Raw genomic sequence first — 20,476 nt, 5'->3', positions numbered from 1 at the left:
TGACGGCGGCGCGACGCGCGTCTGGATCATCGCTGTCGCTCGAAATCTCTTCTGCCAACGCGTACATGCGTCGAAAGCTACCGCACTCTTCGGCAGCGCTAAGCCAATCTTCATGTTTGCTCATGGTCCGACAAATAGTCAGTTTGTCGGTCGCGTCACTGTTCCAATGAAGCTGTAGTCAATGTCAGATTAACGATTTAGTAACCTCTGAAATATGCAGAACCAATGGCATGGAATCGAGTTGGATTCCCTCGAGTCGCCAAGGAGTGTAGCGTATGGCAGGCCAGTTTGAACCAGGTCGAATGACGTTCTCGCAAATGGATATACCCGAACGCGATGCGGTCTTACAAAAATTTAGCAAGAGTTTGCGTTACAAGGCGATGGCTTCTCGTGCCGCGTCCTACCCTCGTTGGAAGGATATGGAAGTCCTTGACGAAGTAATTGAGCGTGATCATACGACGATCGCAGCGGACCTCGACGGAGCGGCGGTGACGGTTATTGAAGCCGTCCGGCTTCTGTCCGAGGTCGAGCGCGAGTATTCCGAAACGAGGCATTAACAGCTGGCAGTCTCATGATGGATGGCGGCGTGCGCGCCGTCTTGCTTTCTTTCTTCGCATGGTAGTGATTGGGCTTGTGCTGTTTCCGCTATCCTGGGTGAAGCACCAGAGTAGCCCGTAAACCGGCAAGGAGAGCAGCGCCACGTAGGCCGTGCCTTCGGCATGACACGACGCGTTGTCAGCCCATCGCTCAACCGTCGCCGGCTTCCCGAGAGCGCCCGTAATTGCGAGTATCGAGCCCGCGGCGACGGCGACAGCCACCAGCGCGCTGAAGGCCCAATGCAGCGAGATCGCCCGCCTTGATCGAGATAGAGGACCAGGCCGGCGATCGCGCCGAGCAAAAGTCCGAAGGTGATGAAATAAGACCGATAGAACAGCGTCATGGTTACGGGCCTGGACGCAGCTTGCCGCGCGTTTCAAGATCCTCGTGGTTCAGTTCGTCCACCAATTCGTTGACCTGCTGATCCGACGGGCCGTCCATGATGATGCCGCCGACGACGATCGGCAGGCCTGTGAAGATATCAAGCACTGTCCATGCGTCGGCATAGACCCGACTGGCGGCTGCTTGATATCGAAGGGTTTGACGCGTGATGGTCATCCCCGAAATCACCGACAAGGCCAAGTCGCAGCAAGAGCACGCCTGACTATGGTGTATCCTGCCAATGTTCGGAGATCCGGACGCTTATCGATCAAATTTGCAACCACCTTAACAGCGTTGTTGCCATTCACTGTGTCCGGTACACAAAAGGCCGTTAACGCATCAGATGCTCTGATCTCTTCCGAATGCATCGAGTTTACATCCATTGCGCTGTACAGGACGCCTTGGCAAAATTCCGCGTCAAAGGCCATCTGCGGGCTGTTCAAACGTGCCGCGGTTGCTGTTGCGCGAAAACTTGCCGTCACAATGCATAGCATGCTCAAGGCCGGGAAAACGTTCAATCCATTGGGCGGCGCAGCGGCTCAACCGAAGTGCCGTCCTACCTGTCTCAGCACCCCAATCTGACTGAGATGCTCGGCGTCCCTGCTGTGGACGTGGGAAGGGTCATTCCGTCGATTCCGTCGCGGCTCATCGAGACTGCGTCTTGAACATAGGAAGACCTGCCCTGCGAAAACCCATCATGCGGCGACTGCATGTCGACCGGGGAGACAACCGTGCTCCCAGCACAGGACGAATTTGCAGGACTGAAAGATGTTGAAAGAAAATCCAGAAAAGATGTCGCGCTAGCAACACGGCAACGAAGTACCTTGTTCAAAATCCGCTTGACCCGATGCAGGCGATTAGACAACGGAATGGATGTCACGTCGCCGAACGGTTGACGCTTCCAGTCGTCGGGTTGAACGATCATCGCCTTGCTTCTTCCCGCTGACGTGACTGAGAGATCATTTGCCACCGACGCTCCGCACGGTTCAGCACGATTGCATGGCGATACGATTTCCTTCGCTGTCGGCGAATTCGGCAACGAAGATGTCTTCGTTGACCGCGGTTTTGGGGAAGAGGACTTCGCCCCCGCAACTGACGGCCCTTGCCAGGGGTCGTCAATGTCACCGACGCTGAAATACACGATCGCACCATGTCGGGTCGGAACATCGGCCTCGCCCTGGGCGAGTTCACCGCTCGCTCCATCCTTGCCTTCCTGAAAAGGAAAGTACGCCATCCTGCTTTCGTGGATTTCAACGATCTCCCCGAACTGTATTTCAAAGACAGCGCCGTAGAAACGGATTCCCCTTGCAATATCGGCAACGGGAATTTCGACATGGGCTATCAGGTTCATCCAACTCTTCCCAATCGCGACTGCCCGCTAACAGAGGCTCTGCATGATGAGCTATCTACCGTCGTGCTCAAGCTCGACTCATTGGCACGAACCTCATGGCGCGTCTGCACCATAACGGCTTTCGGCCCGAAGCGGTCGATCAACTGAAGATATCAGGCGATCTTCTTCGAACCGAAAGGTTCTCTTCGTGACATCAATTTCTCTACCGCCGACATGTGCTCCGTTCCCCACGCACAAAGTGGCTTCAGCGCCTCAGCGAGTGTCTGTCCGAATGAAGTGAGGGAGTATTCGACCCGTGGAGGAATCTCCTTGAAATCGTGCCGAGCAACAATCCCGTCGGCCTCTAATTCCTTGAGCTGCTGGATGAGCATCTTGTCGCTGACATTGCCGATGGCTCGCCTGAGGTCGCCATACCGCCGAGCTTCGTAAGCCAGGTGGAACAGGATCAACGGCTTCCATTTGCCGCCAATCACAGCGAGTGATGCGTCAAGCCCGCAGACAAAATTGGATGTAGTCATCCAGCATGCTCCTGGTACTTACCAAAAGGTGCATACTAGCAACAGAGAAAGCCAGTGTCTATCTCCGGTCTCGCTTGACATCTTGAAAGGGGATTTCGATGGGAAGACTTCAAGGGAAAATTGCCGTCATCACCGGGGGAAACAGCGGGATAGGTCTAGCTACGGCAAAGCGGTTCGTTGCGGAAGGGGCCGAGATCTTTATCACCGGCCGCCGCCAAGAGGAACTCGACAGGGCGGTCGAGGCAATCGGCGCTCGAGTGACGGCAGTACAGGGCGACGTGTCGCGGCTGGACGATCTCGACCGACTGTTCGATACGGTGCGTGAAAAGAGCGGCCGGATAGACATCCTTTTCGCCAATGCTGGTTTAGGGACATTTGCCCCCCTCGGTGCGATTGACGAGGCGTCATTCGATCGGACACTCAGCGTCAACGTCAAAGGTACCTTGTTCACAGTGCAAAAAGCACTGCCGCTGATGCAGACGGGTGGATCAATCATCCTCACCGGATCGACAACCGGCGCCATGGGAACTGCAGCCTTCAGCGTCTACAGCGCAACGAAGGCAGCAATCCGCAACTTTGCCCGTAGCTGGGCCCTGGATCTGAAAGGATCAGGTATCCGGGTCAACGTACTGTCTCCTGGGGCCACGGAGACGCCCGGTCTGAAAGGTCTCGTAACACCTGCAGAGGAGGCGGCGCTGCTTGAAAGTCTTGCGGCGCAGACTCCCCTCGGCCGTATCGCAAGTCCTGAGGAGACCGCGGCCGTAGCGCTCTTCCTTGCTTCGGAGGACAGCAGCTTCATGACCGGCAGCGAAGTTTTTGCTGACGGTGGCGCTGCGCAGGTCTGAACGAGTGAGTGGCTCCGGGCACCGGTGCTTTGGGCCTCTCCGAATTGAGAACTAGCTCGTCATCAAGCCACTTTTAAGATCGCTACGGCCGGTATTGATACTGTGGACGGCTCCTCCGCCGGCATCGCGATGTGCCATATTCGCGGTGCTGTTAGGAACCGCATGGGAGGAGCCATCCATGGAAGAGATTACCACGATTGGACTCGACATTACTAAGTCGGTGTTCCAGGTTCACGCCTTTTCCGCAGCCGGCGCGGTCCTCGTCCGCCGACAATTGAGGCGCCGCTACGTCGTTCAGTTTTTTGCGAACATCAGCCCCTGTCTTGTTGGTATAGAAGCTTGCGCAACCGCGCATCACTAGCGCCGTGAACTGGAGAAACTCGGGCACCGAGTGCGGCTTATGCCTCCGCGCTATGTGAAGCCTTACGTCAAACGCAACCAAAACGATGCGGCGGATACTGAGGCGATATGCGAAGCCGTGAAACGGCCGAACATGCGCTTTGTTCCGATCAAGACAGCCGATCAGCAATCGATCCTGATGCTTCATCTGACCCGCATTCTGTTTATTCGCCAGCGCACGATGACCAACAACGCTGTCCGTGCCCACCTCGCCGAGTTCGGTATTGTTGCGGGGATCGGTCGTAACGGGCTGATTGAGCTTCTCAATCTCCATTCGCAAGGGCGAAAAACCTGAAATACCAGCCTAAGCATGTTTATGTCTTGCCGCCTTGGCCGACCAGGTCGATCTCTTGAAACAGCGAATACTGGAACTGGATCGGCAGATCATGGAGTGGCACCGCACCCATGATCTCAGCCGTAAACTCGAAGGCATTCCGGGCGTTGGTCCATTGGTAGCAACCGCACTGGCTGCCAGCGTTCCCGACCCCGGTGTCTTCCGTTCCGGTCGCGATCTGAGTGCCTTGGATTTGCCTATCCCGAAACAGAACTCCAGTGGCGGCAAGGAGAAACTCGGCGGGATTAGTAAGGCTGGGAACCGATATCTACGACAGTTATTGGTGGTTGGCGCGATGGCGGTGATCAAGCGAGCCAAGCTATTGGGCTATACCCGCCATCCTTGGCTTGTCTCATTGATGGAACGCCGATCAACGAAGGTCGCCGCAGTAGCGCTCGCCAACAAAATGGCACGGGTTGCATGGGCAATCATGAACCGGAATGAACCCTATAGAATAAAGCCGGTCACCGCCGGAAATTGATACACGGCGCATGTGCCGTGAACGTCGTTGGTAAGAGCAGGAGACTTATAGCGCACCTACGCCAGTCGGCCCAAGGAAAGGGACATCCCATTTTGCGCCAGGCGCTTCGAGCGCGGGCTTTTGACCGGGACCCACTCCGCGGAGAGCATTATGGCCAGCGGCCCCGTCCTGTGCCGCATCCAAAGGCCGGACACATGGCAGCTCCGACCAGCAATGTGCAAAAGTAGTCGACAAAACTCTTGCCAAACCGGAGCCGTCCACACATGGCGCAAAGCAGCCCTCAATGGGGCTCAAACCCGGCTTCAAGCAGCACCCCGGCCTTCAGATCCGATCGTACGCCTATCGCCTCCGCATAATAGAGGCGAACGCCGCCGCTGCGGTAACTCTCGTTGTCGAATTCGGTATCGCGCTCGATGCTCTTTATGCCGTCGATCGTGATCGTCTCGGCCAACCAGTCATAGAAGGCCTTACGGCCTTCACGATGTGCGGGCTTGTCGTGATTTGGACCGGTCTTGACGCCCATCACTTCGGGAGGCTCGATGCAGATATCGATGTCTTCTGAGAAGCGGTTGATGATGCGGTAGCCTTTGAAGAGCGAGGTACCGCCCTTCAGCTCGAACTGCATTTCCAGCTGCTGCAGACCGTAGAGACAGTGCATGATCCAGTAGTCTTTTTCGACCAGCATCGGCGCAACTTTCATCTCCTCGGCGACAATGCGCAGGAATGCCCCGAGATCCTTTGGTACTCGAAGATCGAAAATCACGGAACTGACTTGCCCTCCGGGGGCGGACGATAGTGACGACGTGACGTGTCTCGCCAAGGCAACGAACAGGTTGTCACGTGCCTATCTCCTAACGCATTCTCGATCTTAAGTAAGTCCGAGAACCCACTGCATCTGTGCTACACTATTATTATGGATAAACAGCGTGTTGTTTTATCCGAGACGGGGCGCTGGTTCAGATTCTTTCAAGACAATCGAGCAAGGCGTTGGAATCGTTATGACGAAAAGATCACCAACGAGCCGATGGCGGCGAGGCTCATCGTCAACCACATCGCCAAGGCGCGAAGAGGAAGTACACCTTCCGGATTAAGTTGTCTCAAGACCATGAATGTTACGGCTCGCTTCCTGCCAATGATCAAGGCCAAGCAATAGCCTTTTCGTTCAAAGCGACAATCCGTAAACCTACCGTCCTCGGGTTAGTGACCGCCGAGGGCGACGCCCGCCGGCGGCGTTGGACGTTTTGAAGAGAGATTGTTCGCCCCGTGCCTCGCCCGTCACTAGCGGGGCGATCTGCAGTCGCTGAGGCGCTCGCCTTCGGTCAGCGGTTGATGCCTTTTTTCTACAGGTCGTAGGCTCGTATCCAATCAAGAGACGAACTAGCCTTTGATGTTCCCCGCCTTGCGCGACCCTTTCGCAGGCATCTAGTTATATATCTGCCGGCATCGACATGGATGGTCTGAACTGTCAGATTTTCGGTCACTATGATCATCCGCGTTGCTGGCCAAAGTTCTTCAGCACGCCCCATGCGCCCTAAGGACAGATTTTCCGTGGGGCCGACTTCGATTGCATTGGCTATTTTGCTCTCGATCAGATCAGGCGCTATGGCGTTCGGCGTGATCCGGTGCGACCGAAGCGCGCTAGCATAAGCGTGCATCAAACTCTCCACCCCGCCTTTCGACGCTGCATACGCGGCGGAAAGCCCGCCACCTGTTCGGGCGGCGGCCGACGACATGAAGATAAGCCGGCACCATCCCAGGTCATATGTGGCCATGCAGCCTGTGAGAACAAAAAACCGCTCGTCAGATTAGCATTAAGCGTCTTTTGAAAAAGCGCGAGATCGAGACGGTCGATAGGGCAGACTTCGCCGATACCAGCGTTTTTGATCACGCAATCGATACGGCCGAAGTGGGCGAGGGTCTTCTACAACAGCCCCTCCTGCCTGGCCTGGTAGACGGTCCTGATGCTGGGATGAAAACCCAGACTGCGGGCGAGGGACGTATCGACATGCAGATACCAAGGATCCGAGAGAGGCTCGCCACTGGAGTCCAACCGCTTGCCCAACATGCCCGCGAGCTCGTAGATGGAGGAGGGCGCCTCGTCGGCCAAGTTCACTATTCGCCGATCGAAGAGACCATCCAGCGCCAGTGTGACTGCCTGGGCGATGTCACGATGGTGGATCGTGCTCATGCGTTGGGCCGGATGCCAGGCGCTGACGTGCTTGGGCAGAGATTCGAGATGCCCGTCACCGTCGCCATAAACGAAGGGGAAGCGTAGGATCGACCAGTTCAACCCGCTTTCACGCAGTTCCTTTTCCGCGGCGACCTTGCTTGCGGGATAGGCGTGCTGAGGATCGACCGGGTCGTCCTCTCTTCCCGGATGCGGATTGTCCCTATTGTAGACATGGCTGGTGCTCGACATGATGAACCGCGCGTCGGGAGCGTGGGCCTTCACAGCAGCGATCAAGTTGCGTGTTCCGTCGAGGTTGCTCTTCCAGATGAGATCGGTGTCTTTTGTGCGAAAGACGGCGGCGAGGTGCACGATTGCTGAAACCCCGTGGACGGCGTTCGCCAAGGTTGAAGTGTCGAGAATGTCGCCCGTTACGGCACCTATTCCATCAGGGCAGCTCTTGCCCGCCCGGAGCATGGCTCGGCAAGCATAGCCAGTCTCCAACAACCGCGGCAGAAGTCGCTCGCCAACGAGCCCGGTGGCTCCGGTGATCAATAAAGTCATTCCCTATTCCTCTCGCAACAGGGCCTGCAGTCGTTCGGTCGCTGATTTGAGGACGCGGATTGTCGTGGCCAGATCGGCCTCGTCGATCCCGCCGAAGGCAGCGTTGTGAATGAAAGAAAAATCCGGGATCCGGCGCCATAGGGCCTGGCCGGCGGCGGTCAAAGTCAGCAAGCGTTGACGCTGATCGCCTCCATCCGCGGTCTGTGCGACCAGATCTTTGCGGACGAGCGTCGCGATGATTCCGCTTAGGGTCGCGCGTTCCAGTTCAAGTGCGCGACCGAGATCACGTTGGACGGACGGGCCGTTGTTGACGAGATGCCAGAGGACATACCATTGCGTAGATCCCAGATCGAAAGGCCGAAGACGGTCGTCCATGAGAGCCCGGCCCGCGAAATAACATCGTTTGGTCCATGCTGCCACGGAGAGGTCTCTGATGTCCGCCTGCTCATGCATGAAAACGGCCTATTTATTTCGTTCGCTACCATACGATAATCGCAAGGTAGCGAATAAATGTCAAGGCTCTATGCTGCGGATTCGGATGAAGCGTAATCTCGTAACCTGTCCACCTCGCGCAGGAGGTCGATGAAGGCTCATAACGGGGACGGGACGTGCCGGCTGCGGGGGTAATAAAGCGCCAGGCGCGGCGTCGGCCGACACCAGTCTTCAAGTACGGTGCGTAACTGGCGGGACGCCAGGAACGGCCGCGCGAAATGGTCGGGTACATAGGCGAAAATTGCGCCAAGATCAACGAGAGTAGCGGTTTGCTTTTGAGATTGATCTGCTGTCATCGGCGTGGTTGGCCTCCAGAGACTTTTCTAGCGACCTCACTCTGCCACGGAGCAGGCCGCTACTCAGCTCATTCTGGCACATTTCGATGCCGTTCAGGGGCCGTCCACTTAAACATCAGGGGTACCTACCCGCCAACTTCAGCCGCGATCGAGGCCTGTGTTGGTTCCCATCATTGGGCGCGCTTACTCGCCTCATTCGGACATGAGGTGAAGATGATCGCACCACAACTCGCCAAGCCTTACGTTAAGCGGAACAAGAATGACGCTGCCGACGCCGAAGGGCTGTGCGAGGCAATGGCCCGCCCAACGATGCGGTTTGTTTCGGTCAAGACAGTTGATGACAAGCAGCACTCATGCTGATCAGCGTCTTTACCCGTCTGTTCGCCAACCGCACCCAACTCGCCAACGCGATCCGGGGCTACACCAATGAATTCGGCATTTCCGCAGCTAAGGGGCTAGCGCATATTCCGATGCTGCTCGAAAGGATAAAAGTTGAGAAAACTGTGTTAGAGCTCGCGCAGGAATTGTTCATGAGCCAGGCCGAGGAATACGCTGAACTGGAGAAGAAGATTGCGGATGTGGAGGTCAAGGCATGGCAACGCAACGACGAACGCAGCATACGCCTCAACACCATTCCCGGTATTGGCCCAATCGGTTCGGCTCTCTTGATCATGAAGACACCCGCTCCGGAGCTCTTTCAACCGCGGAACTGCTCACGCAAAAACCGCCCAAATTGGCAGCTGTCGCGCTCGCCAACAAGATGGCGCGCATAGCCTGGAAGCTCATGGTCTCGGTAGAGACATACAGCGCCAAATCAGGCCCGGCCTTGACGGGGTGCGTTACCTGAAGATGGGGAAGCAAGCCGCCAAGCCGTCCTGATCTTCACCACGTATTTGCGATACTACAACTTGCAAGATAATAGCAGATGGTGTGATCGATCGATCCGAGACACAGAATACTCCGAAGATCCCATTGGCCCCTCAAGGCCGTCTTGATGTTTGGCACCTGTGTTGCGCAAACCATCTTGGCCAGCGTTCATGTGCGAACGCAACAACAGGCCGGACATATGGACGCAAGCGATCAGATCCCATTATCTCGAATTATCTTGCGGGTCGGGGGCCGTCCACATATGGGCTCTCAAGAGCTTTACACGGGTCGTAGGCTCGCTCGTCTTCGCCGAGGGGCAGCGGTTCCCGCGCCGATATTCGATTAGACTGCTAGACCGCGAGCTTCCAGTGCTTTGAACAACTCGGTTTCACCCACCGGTTTGGTCAGAAAGATTGCATCCGGGGGGAGTGTCGAAGCCTCCGGATTGTATCGCCCGGAGATAACGATGATCTGGCAATCAGGCCAGCGATCGCAAACGCGACGCGCAAGCTCCAACCCATCCATCGAGCCGGGCATGTCGATATCGGTGATGAGCGCTGAGACATCCGTTTCAAGCAGAATCGCCCAGGCTTCGTCGGCATTTGCCGCTTCCAGCACCGCGTAGCCGGCATCTTGAAGGGTGTCGGCAAGATCCATCCGGATCAGGCCATCGTCTTCGACGATTAAAAGCGGTCCCGTCGTCGATACGGCCATATCAGTGCTCCTTCTGGAAACCGGCAAGATCGGCCGAAATCGAAAATCTCAGGCCGTCGGCTTCGTAGTTGATCGACAACTGACACTCCGCCGTGCCGTTGAGGCCGGCTCTGATCAGGCGACTGCCGGTCCCTTCCTTTTCGGGTTTGGCTACACGTGGCCCGCCAGTTTCTTTCCAATCGAGTTTGAAGCGATCACGGTACGGGCCGCCGACGCGCCAGGTCAACGTAACGCTACCGTCCGGCCTTGAAAGCGCACCGTACTTCACAGCGTTGGTGGCCAATTCATGCAGGATCAGCGATAGCGAAAGAGCCGGTCGAGACCCTACGGTCATATTTGGGCCAGCCACGAAAATGCGCGGATGATCGGGGTTGTCATGGATGGCGGTCATCTGGCCAACGAGATCACCAACCCTTGAATGACCGGTTCCCCCTTCGATGATCGCATCGTGCGATCGGCTGAGAACCGCGATCCGATCGCTGAGGTTCGTGCGCGCGGTCTGCATATCGGGTGCATATCGTAATGTCTGCGAGGCGATTGCCTGGACCATGGCAAGCTGGTTTTTCAGTCGGTGGCCGAGTTCGTAGGCGAGCAGCTCGCGATGCTTTTCTTCCGCCCTCAGCACCGTCACATCGCGAGCCTGGACGAGAATGCCGGTGATGCAGCCTTCGGCGCTTCGCGTCGGCTGGTAAACGAGATCGATCAGACGGTTCTGCTCTTCGCCCTCAGGCCCTCGGTTGAGCTTGACGGGCAGGTTCTTTGCGACGAACGGGTCGCCAGTCGCGAAGACGCCGTCCAGAATCCCGATAAATCCCTGCCGGATGACTTCTGGTACGGCCTCGGCAACCGTCTTGCCGATGATCTCGCGCCCGACACCGATCATCGAGTAGTATTCTTCATTGGCATATTCGAAGACATGATCCTTGCCCACTAGCATGGCGATGCCGCCCTGGCTCAGTTCGAAGACTTGCATGAAGCGTTCCTTGAGGTCATCCTGAACCCGGCGGGCGCGCACCTCTGATGTCGTCTCGGTGCAGGCGCAGAACATGCCGAGCACAGAACCCCATGGATCGCGTACCGGCGTGTAGGAGAACGCGAAATGTGTCTCTTCGGGGTAACCGTTTCGATGCATCGTGAACTCGATGTCGTCCATCGAGGTGCCCTGGCCGGCATAGGCTGCCGATATGATCGGCTCGACTTGGTCCCAAATATCATGCCAGAGGGATTGAAAACTTCCACCAAAGGCGGCCGGATGCCGATTGCCGCACATCGCAGCGTAGCCGTCATTGTAGAGCGTCGTTTGCTCAGGCCCCCAGACGATTAGCATCGGCTGCAGCGAGCCGAGCATGACGCTGGTTAGTGTCTTCAGCTCAGGCGGCCAACCTGACTGGGGTCCGAGCGGAGACGTTGCCCAATCGAAGCCCTGAAAGATCGTCGCACAGCCGCTGGGTGGAAACTGCATGGTCAAAGCTGCCTGTGATCCTGATGTTGAGCGGTGGCTGATATATGGGGGAGCTGAGACGTTTGGGAAGGCGGGATCAGGCTAGACAGTTGATCGGGGCAGTTAGCAGCCCGATGTCTCGGATTGCTTTACATCGATCGCGCCGTGAGGTTGGAAATATGCGAAGATGGACATTAAAGCCCTATGGCCCTAATATCATACTCATCGTTCGCAGACTGGTAGGGCGCGGACGGCTGGGAGACGATACGCTCTTGCCCCAAGCAGGAGTGAAACCGTGTCTATTTCCATTCAAATCACTCCCGCAGAAATTGATCCCTCCAAGGTCGCAACGCCGCTGTCGACGCTGAACAAGGCGATCGCGGCGATGGGATGCGCCCAGAGCTTCGAAGATGTGGTCGAAACGCTGCGCGCGACCGCCCGATCGCTGATCGGATGCGACGGCATTGCCATTATCCGCCGCGACGGCGATTTCTGCCACTACATCGAGGAGGATGTGATTGGACCTTTGTGGAAGGGACATAAGTTTCCGGCTTCAGCCTGCATCAGCGGCTGGGCGATGATCCATCGGCAAACGGTCGTCGTTGCTGACGTGACGAAGGACGATCGAATTCCCTACGAGCTCTATGCCGGCACCTTCGTCAAATCTGTCGCGATGGCACCAGTGCGCGTCAAAAATCCGATCGGCGCTATCGGAGCCTATTGGTCAAGGCCCTATTCGCCGGCCGAGTGGGAAGTCGATGTGTTGGAAACGCTTGCGGGCGCGGCTGCCATCGCAATCGAAAAGACTCAGGCAGTCCATGCCGTCGCCAGCTCCAGCAAGCCGTCTGTAGTGGATGGTGCAAAAAGCAAGGAAGATTTTTCCAAGGATATTGCACGCGTCGCCGGTATCGCGGCTGTCCCGACGATCCTCGATGTCGTCCTTCGAATGACGGGAATGGGTTTTGCCGCCGTCGCCAGGGTCACCGACGATCGCTGGATAAGCTGTCAGTCGCTCGACCATGTCGGCTTTGGCCTCAAGGCCGGCGACGAGCTGCCGGTCCAAAGCACGCTCTGCGACGAAATCCGCAGGCATCGTGAGCCGATTGTCTTCGATGATGCCTCCGAAGAGCCGCTCTATCGCGACCATCATACGCCACGGGTATACGGTCTGCGCAGCTATATCTCCGTGCCGATCATTCTGGCCAACGGCCAGTTTTTTGGCACACTCTGCGCCATCGATCCCCATCCGGCGAAGGTCAACAATTCGCAGGTGATCGGCACATTCAAACTGTTTGCCGAACTGATCGGCCATCACCTCTATGCGGACGACCGTCTCAAGGCGACCGAAGAGCAGCTCGAACGCGAGATGGGCCTGTCCGAGCTGCGCGAGCAGTTCATCGCCGTTCTAGGCCATGACCTGCGCAATCCGATCGCGGCGCTCGATGCCGGCACCTCGCGTCTGCTAAAGGAAGGCTGGACCGCCCGAAGCCCGCTCGTCCTGAAACTGATGAAGGCCAGCATCTCCCGAATGATCGGGCTTGTCGACAACGTCATGGACCTGGCCCGTGCGCGGATGGGCGGCGGCATTACTCTCGATCTGGCAGAAAACGATCTTGGCGCTACCCTTCGTCATGTCGTCGAAGAGCTGCAGCTGTCTCATCCGGATCGGGAGATCGCTGTTTCCCTCGATCTCCCGCCAGCACTTGCCATTGACAAGCTGCGTCTTGCTCAGTTGTTTTCCAACCTGGTGTCGAATGCAATCACCCATGGCGTTGAGACCGAGCCCGTCAGAATTGTAGCCGGCGTAAACGGTCGGATGCTGGAGGTGTCCGTCGCCAACGGCGGGCAGCCGATTTCGGAAGAAACGATTGCCAAGCTGTTCCAGCCATTCCGGCGCGGCGATGTGAGGCCGAGCATGCAGGGGCTCGGGCTTGGTCTGTTTATCGCCTCGGAGATCGCCGCGGCTCATGGCGGAACTATCATTGTGAACTCGGATGAGATCGAGACGCGCTTCACCTTCCGCATGCCTCTGGTCGGTTGAGGCTGTAGAGACCGTGGTGCGGTTTGCGTCAGGTGAATTCAGCAGCGTCGAGGGCTATTTTCTTGCGAACGCCATTGACCCGCCGACCAACTATCCACCCAGGTGCTTTAATAAGCCAAAACAAAAAAGCAACGGGGCGAAATCGCACCGACTTTCCTCACCGCCGCATCTCTACCAGTGCCGGTACATCCGTGGTCAAAGCCAGATGGCGACGAAGCACTGCGAGCGGCGAATTCATTCAGCTCGTACCCATTCTAAGTTTCTGGAGTTGAACGGGGCGAGTGAAACTATTTGAATAGCGTGCGCTGGCGAATCCATACGCCAGCAGCGGCGTTGGCTTTTAGCCGTTCGTTGACAGGCTTATGTTACGAGCGACCGAGTTACCGGTCTGCTCGAGGCAAAGGATGTCGATACTTCATCATATGGGTGTGCGCTCGCGCATGGTCACGCTGATTATGGCGACGATCGCCCCTTTCTTGGCGCTTATCGCTGCCGGCATTCTATTTTCCTATAGCGAGGCTGATCGCGCGACCCGGCGCAACATCGCCTCGGATGCTGAGCTCGGCGCGGCAAAATTCTCCAGGGTCTTTCTCGATGCCAAGGTGGTGCTCGGCACGCTCAGAGGCATGCCGCCCCTGCAGGCAAGCGATCGCGCCCGCTGTGACGGTTTCGTCCAAAAGGTTTTGGCCAGCCAGCCGATGTTCGTGACCATGGGCGTTCTAGACGCGGCGGGCAACATAGTCTGCCACAACAAACCTGACACGACGGGCCAGTTCGGCGATATGGAGCTCGCCCTACGAATGGCGAACGCAGGTGCGGACGAGCTTCTGGTGGGGCGCTTCATGATCGGCCCGGTCAGCAAGAAGCCGACGGTCGCGGTTGCAATGCGCCTTCCCACGACGTCGGCTGGTGAGCAACTTTCCATTTTCGGCGCGCTAAACCTGGATGTCTTCAACCACATCGCCCAGTCGATCGTGGCAGAGACCAACCACACGGTCGCGTTGATCGACCCCACCAATCAGAGGGTTCTTGTGCGTTCGCCCACAATCGTACCGTTCGGGACTGCGTTTCCGGGCCATCCCCTGATCGAGGCCATCGCCGGGGAACCTGACGGAGGTACGACGTTCTCGATTGGCTTCGATGATATTCATCGCTTCTTCGGTTTTGCACCGGTTGCCGATGCGACCGGCAGTTCATTGGCCGTCTCGCTCGGCCTGCCAGAGGCGGAAGCATTCGCAGATGTCCAAGGCAGAGCGACCTGGGCGATCGTCCTTGCCATCGTCGCGCTGATCACCGCAATTCTGCTCTCGGCCACCATCGCATACTGGACACAGCTAAGACCCCTTGTGCGTCTTGTGCTCAAGTCCGAACGTCTCGGTGAGGGTAAGTTCACCAGTCCAGTAACAATAGAGGGGTGGCAGGCACAGGAGTTCCGAAGCCTCGCGACGAGCTTGAACCAGACCGCCGGCAAGCTGCAGGCGGCTCAGGAAATCGAGCGAAAGAACATGGAGACCGAGCGCCGTTTCCGTCTCGTGGCCGACAATACTGCCGATATGATCACGGCCGTGGATCTGACAGGCCGACGGACCTTCGTCTCCGGCGCCTCCCGTGATGTCCTCGGATACGAGCCGCAGGAACTGATCGGCCGGGCAGCGTTGGACTTAGTGCATGAAGAGGATCGTGACCGAGTTCGAGAGCTCTTCCGGCGCACCCGAGACATTCCGGATGTTGGCGCTGAGCAATATCGTGTCACCCGCAAGGACGGGACGCTGCTCTGGGTAGAGGTGAGCGGGCGGCGTATGGCTGACGAAAGCGGTCTCGTGTTCACCATGCGAAACATTTCCAAGCGGAAGGCTGTCGAGGCCGAACTGGAAGCCGCCAACAGTCAGCTCCTGCGACTGGCGACGACAGACGAACTGACCGGCATCAATAATCGTCGCGAGCTCAATCGCCTCGTTGAACTCGAAACCAGGCGCAGCGGTCGGGAAGGGCAGCCTCTTTCCGTCATGCTGATCGACGTCGACCACTTCAAAGCGTTCAACGACATTTACGGCCACGTCGAAGGGGACCGTTGCCTCAAGGAGATTGCCGCCGCGATCTCGGGGGCGATCAGGCGTCCTGCCGATAGTTGCGCGCGCTACGGCGGGGAGGAATTCGCCGTCCTCCTTCCAAACACGGATGCGACAGGCGCATCGAACCGTGCAGAAGTGATCCGGCGGGCCGTCGCATCGTTGGGCATCGTTCATTCCGGGCATCAGCAGGGGCATGTCACCATCAGCATCGGCGTGACGACGGCCCAGGGTGAGCTTGGGCAATCAGCTCTCTTCGAAGCAGCCGACCAGGCGCTGTATGTGGCGAAAGCCGGTGGCCGCGACCGCGTTGTGGCTTCCGCGCTCGATATGAGAGATCAGTTTGCCGATAGTGGACGCTCATCTGATTGAGCCAGGGGATCGAGTAAAACGGTTTCTACCAGCGATCATTGATCTCTTCATGCCAGGAACGAGCGGTGGTGAGCTTGCAAAAAAAGGCTAGGGCGTGGTTGCTTCCAACGTAGACGATCTCACCATTACGGTAAGCGGCCAGCACCAGCGCGCCGAATCCGGCCTGCGACATCGCAGGCCACAGAAACGCGCTAGAAAAACAGTAATTGAGGTTTGGTATCAACAGTTCCCTGAGCAAGGCCGTATGCTAACACGCCCGGCATAAGGCCGAGTGAGACGAAAGAACAAAATTGTAACGGACCGGCGTTGGTCATTTTTTTCCGGAACTTTTGAAGCCGACGTCAGTTCGCGCGCCCGCAAAGAACGGGAGGCATCATGTGCGACAGGTCATTTCATGAGCGGACTCTTTGCCAGATTGCTGAAAGAATGCGGAGAGAAAAATACCTTTCGGCGCTTTCTCGGCACATGGAAAGACTTCGGCAGATGAAGCGCGACGATAGCTCTATCTTGTCTGCGGCGGGCGGCGCAGGCGATGCCAACCTGTCAGACGAGGACAAGCTAAGCGACGGTGGCGATGTGCTATAGAGACCTGTCGCGAAATCCTAGGCATCAAGCTCTCCAGTGCGAGTGAGTTGTTCTGCCACCTCGCTGAAAAACAGATCATCGTCGAATGGGACGACTGCAGTAATTAGTTCAGCTAGAGTGACGGAGTGAAGCTTGGAGCCATCGGGCGCCAGGACGTCTATTTGGCGGACCTCAATCCTCCGGCCTTTCTCGACATCGTTCGCTACGATAGAACAGAGAGATCTAAACGCTTCGCGTTGTGCGTCAGCATGGTCGCTGAAGGCAGAACCTTCGAGATCTGGGATAATTTTGTTGGGATAGATCACGTTGAAATGGAAGATCTGCACGTCGGTCGGCCCTCTGGCTGTTTTGAGCCGAACGATGAGCTTCTTCTTCTTGTTCCGATGACATTGTACGGCGCAAACGGGAGGGTGGGTCACATTTTGGCGGTGGCTCTCCTCAAAATGTGATTTAGGCTCTGCTTATCAATGAAGCCACGCAGCCGCGGCTTGAAGAGAAAAGATACGCGCGTAGCTGAGGAGGGGAGAGCGAATGAATTCTTCCCATCTGAGGAATCCGCTGCAACGACCGGCTGCCCTCTATAGGACGCTCTACGCATGGGCGGCCCGCTATACATGCAATGATCATCTGCGGGAGCAGTTGGTCCGCGCGACGATATTAACGCTTACCCACGATCCAGATATAATAGACGAGCGCCACATTCGCCGGTCAGTCCTGAAAGTCCTCGCCCGCATCGCGAGAGAGGAGCTTGGCGAGACCAGCTGGCGCAAGGGCCCGTTCGATATCGAGATGTATCCTGATGGCGAGCGTTATGCCTTCGGCTGAGTAAAGGGTCCAGATTGGAGCGGATGAGGTTTATCAAGGAGCGTTGCGCGGTCAATTATCTCAAGGCCCGCAGACAGCGATCGCTTATTCGAACAGACGTTTGGCGCGGTAGCCTCGGCGAGCGGGAAAAATGACACCAGCGCCGTCCACTTTCCGCTACGTAAGCACGTTTACCCGCGCCATGACATCTAGCAGATCGAGAAGGGCCCGCGACACCAACGTGCGCGAGCCCTGAAGCTGAACTTCAGCGGAACGTAGCAAAAGCGGGGGCAAAGACTGCCCGCACCTTGTCTAAAAAGGTACTGCGTTCGACGTCCGCGAGCCGGAATTCTCGACGCCCTTTGTCAGTAACTGAGATGACTAAATAGTCACCAAAGTCATCTTTATTTGCGACTACGATCCAGCCAGCGGCGGATGCTTCCTCGATTGACGCTTTATCGATGTTGGAGAGTAACGCCTCGGAAATCGTGTACTTGCGGTCAAGCGCGGCGCTGGACGCGACATGGATCTCAGTTACTAGATCACGGAGAGTTGATGACATAGTAAGCCTCGCAGTAGGAATACTACGTGACATACTTGCCGCCGAGCGCGCCGTCTCCTGAAATCTTAGTGATCCATCACCGCCCCAGATCCTCAGCGGTTCGGTTTGGAAATATCGCCGAAACTATGCGGCGTCGGAAACAACCAGGACGCGGGAAAGAACCCGGTTATAACCGACGATTTCGCGGGCAACGCGGAGAATGCGGGCGTATTCGCCAGTGGTCTTCACGGCGCCTTCGAGCACAATGTAGTCACCAGTCACATCGAGCGATACGTTGCTGGCATCGACGTCAACCAGATAGCTCAGCTCAGTCTCGATAGCAGTTTTCTCCATCGAGATACCGTGGTCCTGAGCGAAAGAAAAGGTGGCAGACGGCTGAAGGGTGGAAAGGAACATGATCTTGTCTCCGAACATGAATGCTACATGAACAAACCATTCAGAAAGCAGTTATGTTCCTGCGCTGAGTGAATTTTTTTGGAGTGTCGCCGCGCCCCACGCTCCAGGCATGGTGCTTAAAACGTTAGGAGGGGCGAACGCAGCGACGATTGTTGCCGTAGCTGCTAATGCGTCATGTATTTTGACTAAGGTCAAAATAGTTGAACACGCAAGCGAAGCCCGTAGCGCTCTCGAGCATAAGCGGGTAGGGCGGCCGGTCGCTAGGCCGAGTAATTAAGTATGCCTATGCCGCTTCGATCAACGTGGCAGGTGCTTATTCCATGCGCATGGAAGCCCGGACCAAAGCAAGCTCTGGTCACACGTTCGAACGATTAGCATGCTTGGCGATGCTGGCAAACAGCAAGTCCCCCTGCCGCGAGGGGCGCAGCAGGGGGTGTGATCACCTGTATTGTCGGAGTGCCAAGCAGGCATAAACAACCTACGCGAGAATTTGCGTTCGCTCAAGTGTATCGAGATGCCCGCGCTGCTTCGTTTCACGCGGCGGCGAGTCAACTGCGATACTAAACCGTGCCGGAGGGCGACAAGCCGCTCTCGCGTATCTAGTACTATGTAATAATCCGCAGGGGCGCGCGGGAATACTCAGCAGCGGTTAAGCCGACGCCAAAAAGAAGCCCGCTCGAAGCGGGCTAATTGGGGAGTTTCCATCCTGAATGGCGTCACCGCCAGGGCCGTGGGATACGTCTTAGCAAGGGACGGAAACTGGGGCGCGGCAGTGACAGCCCTTCAACTAGGCCACCATCCAGAAGTTCCAAGTAGGCGGTCGTGCCGTTTTCCACGCCGTAAAGAAATGAGAGTCTGTTCCCAGCCAACTCATGAGTGCAGTTGAAATCCTACCCTTCAAAAAAGTAATCCTCCATGTCGATCGGGCGCTCAGTCTGCGCTTTGCTAGGGCTGACGACGCGGCGCTATCAGTCTGGCAAAATAAATTTTAATGGCCATATCTCGCGACGCGGTGTCTGGAAGCTACGAGCAGTTGGTGATCAAGATTGGATGCGCACTCACGTAAGTCGCGCCATGCCTCGAGCAGGGCCAATATCACAGCTTCTTCGGCGACAAGTGAGCGCTTTCTGAAAATCGAAGACCCGTCGCCGCAGGATCGCGACGCCGGATTTTAATGTCCGAATATCTTCGTCACTCCGCTGGCTCAATGGCATCGCAACTCGTGCATCTGCTGACCGACCGGAGGCAGCGACTATCGCATCGGCGCGATGTGCGCAGCGTCAACGCTTAACTTAGGCATGACATCGAAGCCTCCCTGTCCACCTTCGATGGAGCCTCGCGTAATTATTGAAGCGTCGAATGGTCTTGATAGTCAGCCGTAGGCGATTAGATGTGATCAGCCCAAATTTATGGTGAGTGATCATGCAACCGTCCCACAACCCGTCTGCCAAGGTCATCCTGATCACGGGCGCCGGTCGCGGCATCGGTGCTTCGCTGGCGAACGCCGCTGCGGCCGAGGGTCACTATGTCGCTGCGAATTATCGATCCGAGAGCATCGAGGTCGAGCAATTGATATCTCGTCTCAAAAATGGCATCGGCATTCGCGCGGATGTCAGCATAGCGGAGGATGTGCAACGTCTGATCAACGAGACGCTCGCCCACTTCGGCCGCATCGATTGTGTCATCAACAATGCTGGCATCGGCGAAGTATGCCCGATCGACCGTCTCGATCTTGCGCTCTTCGAAAGGACGATTCTTGCTAACCTGACAAGTGCGTTCTTGGTTTCGCAGGCTGCATGGCCGCATATGACGCGGGATGGCGGCCGGCTCATCTTCATGTCCTCGACTGCCGCGCGCACCGGCGGCGGGCTTTCCGCCGCCTATGCCGCGTCGAAAGGTGGTGTAGAAAGCTTGATGCACGCCTATGCTAGCGCGCTCCGGCCGCACCGGATCACGGCAAATGCCATTGCGCCCGCTCTGATCGAGAGCAGAATGGCAAATGCAATCGATGCCGGTCCCACGGAAAATCTGCCCTTCGGGCGGATGGGGCGCGCCGAGGAACTTTGGCCGGCGACACGGATGATCATAGAGACGGAATATCTGACAGGTCAGACCATCCATGTCGATGCCGGCAGATACATGACCTGAATGCGTGATGGAAGGACCGTGCAAGGTCTGAGGCTTCGAGATAACGGGCGAC

General features: G+C 57.0%; 19 protein-coding genes and 3 pseudogenes. 11 read left to right on the top strand and 11 right to left on the bottom strand.

Annotated elements, in window-relative coordinates:
* The first annotated feature begins 275 nt into the window (after positions 1-275).
* On the top strand, positions 276-557 hold the full coding sequence (locus BM216_RS25560; RefSeq protein ID WP_093002029.1) for a hypothetical protein: 282 nt from the start codon (positions 276-278) through the stop codon (positions 555-557).
* A 385-nt stretch (positions 558-942) separates the two neighbouring features.
* Here BM216_RS25560 and BM216_RS25555 read toward each other — a convergent pair whose 3' ends face one another.
* The 3 genes from BM216_RS25555 to BM216_RS25540 all read right to left on the bottom strand — a co-directional run bounded on the left by BM216_RS25555 (position 943) and on the right by BM216_RS25540 (position 2,847).
* Complete coding sequence (locus BM216_RS25555; protein WP_143102861.1) at positions 943-1,173, bottom strand: hypothetical protein; 231 nt, start codon at positions 1,171-1,173, stop codon at positions 943-945.
* Positions 1,174-1,543: 370 nt separating this feature from the next.
* Positions 1,544-2,329 (bottom strand): VOC family protein, encoded by a 786-nt coding sequence (locus BM216_RS34725; RefSeq protein ID WP_244530320.1) that lies wholly within the window; start codon positions 2,327-2,329, stop codon positions 1,544-1,546.
* Between the two features lie 152 nt (positions 2,330-2,481).
* The gene (locus tag BM216_RS25540; RefSeq protein WP_093002026.1) at positions 2,482-2,847 is read right to left on the bottom strand and encodes a winged helix-turn-helix transcriptional regulator; all 366 of its coding nucleotides are present in this window, start codon (positions 2,845-2,847) and stop codon (positions 2,482-2,484) included.
* A 98-nt stretch (positions 2,848-2,945) separates the two neighbouring features.
* On the opposite strand from BM216_RS25540, the gene BM216_RS25535 reads away from it, so the two are divergent.
* Both BM216_RS25535 and BM216_RS25530 read left to right on the top strand, forming a co-directional pair.
* Positions 2,946-3,692 (top strand): SDR family NAD(P)-dependent oxidoreductase, encoded by a 747-nt coding sequence (locus BM216_RS25535; RefSeq protein ID WP_093002025.1) that lies wholly within the window; start codon positions 2,946-2,948, stop codon positions 3,690-3,692.
* A gap of 178 nt (positions 3,693-3,870) precedes the next feature.
* Positions 3,871-4,906 (top strand): annotated as a pseudogene (locus BM216_RS25530) (IS110 family transposase).
* 280 nt (positions 4,907-5,186) lie between these two features.
* Here the strand turns inward: BM216_RS25530 and BM216_RS25525 are convergent.
* A complete protein-coding gene (locus BM216_RS25525) occupies positions 5,187-5,591 on the bottom strand; it encodes a nucleotidyl transferase AbiEii/AbiGii toxin family protein (protein WP_244530319.1) in 405 nt (134 codons plus the stop codon).
* Between the two features lie 228 nt (positions 5,592-5,819).
* Here BM216_RS25525 and BM216_RS34165 point away from each other — a divergent pair, with 228 nt between their 5' ends.
* Positions 5,820-6,059, top strand: coding sequence for a hypothetical protein (locus tag BM216_RS34165; RefSeq protein ID WP_093002024.1), 240 nt, complete (start codon positions 5,820-5,822; stop codon positions 6,057-6,059).
* A gap of 768 nt (positions 6,060-6,827) precedes the next feature.
* Here the strand turns inward: BM216_RS34165 and BM216_RS25505 are convergent.
* Positions 6,828-7,637: an NAD-dependent epimerase/dehydratase family protein gene (locus tag BM216_RS25505; protein WP_093002021.1), complete on the bottom strand. Its 810-nt coding sequence runs from the start codon at positions 7,635-7,637 to the stop codon at positions 6,828-6,830.
* 3 nt (positions 7,638-7,640) lie between these two features.
* Complete coding sequence (locus tag BM216_RS25500) at positions 7,641-8,090, bottom strand: MarR family winged helix-turn-helix transcriptional regulator (RefSeq protein ID WP_093002020.1); 450 nt, start codon at positions 8,088-8,090, stop codon at positions 7,641-7,643.
* A 464-nt stretch (positions 8,091-8,554) separates the two neighbouring features.
* On the opposite strand from BM216_RS25500, the pseudogene BM216_RS25495 reads away from it, so the two are divergent.
* Positions 8,555-9,272: pseudogene (locus BM216_RS25495) on the top strand (IS110 family transposase); the annotation flags it as partial.
* 362 nt (positions 9,273-9,634) lie between these two features.
* On the opposite strand, the gene BM216_RS25490 reads toward BM216_RS25495, so the two are convergent.
* Both BM216_RS25490 and BM216_RS25485 read right to left on the bottom strand, forming a co-directional pair.
* On the bottom strand, positions 9,635-10,006 hold the full coding sequence (locus BM216_RS25490) for a response regulator (RefSeq protein WP_093002019.1): 372 nt from the start codon (positions 10,004-10,006) through the stop codon (positions 9,635-9,637).
* 1 nt (position 10,007) lies between these two features.
* Positions 10,008-11,468, bottom strand: coding sequence for a PAS domain-containing sensor histidine kinase (locus BM216_RS25485; protein WP_093002018.1), 1,461 nt, complete (start codon positions 11,466-11,468; stop codon positions 10,008-10,010).
* Between the two features lie 274 nt (positions 11,469-11,742).
* On the opposite strand from BM216_RS25485, the gene BM216_RS25480 reads away from it, so the two are divergent.
* Positions 11,743-13,488, top strand: coding sequence for a sensor histidine kinase (locus BM216_RS25480; RefSeq protein WP_244530318.1), 1,746 nt, complete (start codon positions 11,743-11,745; stop codon positions 13,486-13,488).
* 404 nt (positions 13,489-13,892) lie between these two features.
* Positions 13,893-15,929, top strand: coding sequence for a sensor domain-containing diguanylate cyclase (locus tag BM216_RS25475; RefSeq protein ID WP_177230905.1), 2,037 nt, complete (start codon positions 13,893-13,895; stop codon positions 15,927-15,929).
* Positions 15,930-15,954: 25 nt separating this feature from the next.
* Here BM216_RS25475 and BM216_RS33675 read toward each other — a convergent pair whose 3' ends face one another.
* Complete coding sequence (locus BM216_RS33675) at positions 15,955-16,167, bottom strand: hypothetical protein (RefSeq protein WP_143102857.1); 213 nt, start codon at positions 16,165-16,167, stop codon at positions 15,955-15,957.
* 472 nt (positions 16,168-16,639) lie between these two features.
* On the opposite strand from BM216_RS33675, the gene BM216_RS33670 reads away from it, so the two are divergent.
* Both BM216_RS33670 and BM216_RS25465 read left to right on the top strand, forming a co-directional pair.
* Complete coding sequence (locus BM216_RS33670) at positions 16,640-16,963, top strand: hypothetical protein (RefSeq protein ID WP_143102856.1); 324 nt, start codon at positions 16,640-16,642, stop codon at positions 16,961-16,963.
* Positions 16,964-17,045: 82 nt separating this feature from the next.
* The gene (locus BM216_RS25465; RefSeq protein WP_093002015.1) at positions 17,046-17,339 is read left to right on the top strand and encodes a hypothetical protein; all 294 of its coding nucleotides are present in this window, start codon (positions 17,046-17,048) and stop codon (positions 17,337-17,339) included.
* 244 nt (positions 17,340-17,583) lie between these two features.
* On the opposite strand, the gene BM216_RS25460 is transcribed toward BM216_RS25465, so the two are convergent.
* Both BM216_RS25460 and BM216_RS25455 read right to left on the bottom strand, forming a co-directional pair.
* Positions 17,584-17,880 (bottom strand): hypothetical protein, encoded by a 297-nt coding sequence (locus BM216_RS25460; RefSeq protein WP_093002014.1) that lies wholly within the window; start codon positions 17,878-17,880, stop codon positions 17,584-17,586.
* A gap of 123 nt (positions 17,881-18,003) precedes the next feature.
* On the bottom strand, positions 18,004-18,276 hold the full coding sequence (locus tag BM216_RS25455) for a hypothetical protein (protein WP_143102855.1): 273 nt from the start codon (positions 18,274-18,276) through the stop codon (positions 18,004-18,006).
* Between the two features lie 927 nt (positions 18,277-19,203).
* Between BM216_RS25455 and BM216_RS35095 the strand changes: the two are divergent.
* Together BM216_RS35095 and BM216_RS25445 are read left to right on the top strand one after the other, a co-directional pair.
* A pseudogene (locus BM216_RS35095) lies at positions 19,204-19,311 on the top strand (transposase); the annotation flags it as partial.
* 387 nt (positions 19,312-19,698) lie between these two features.
* Positions 19,699-20,424, top strand: coding sequence for an SDR family NAD(P)-dependent oxidoreductase (locus BM216_RS25445; RefSeq protein WP_093002012.1), 726 nt, complete (start codon positions 19,699-19,701; stop codon positions 20,422-20,424).
* Positions 20,425-20,476: the final 52 nt, after the last annotated feature.

The organism is Rhizobium sp. NFR07, assembly GCF_900111905.1.
In the GTDB taxonomy this organism is placed as follows: Bacteria; Pseudomonadota; Alphaproteobacteria; order Rhizobiales; family Rhizobiaceae; genus Neorhizobium.
This window is presented reverse-complemented; position numbering and strand designations above follow the sequence as displayed.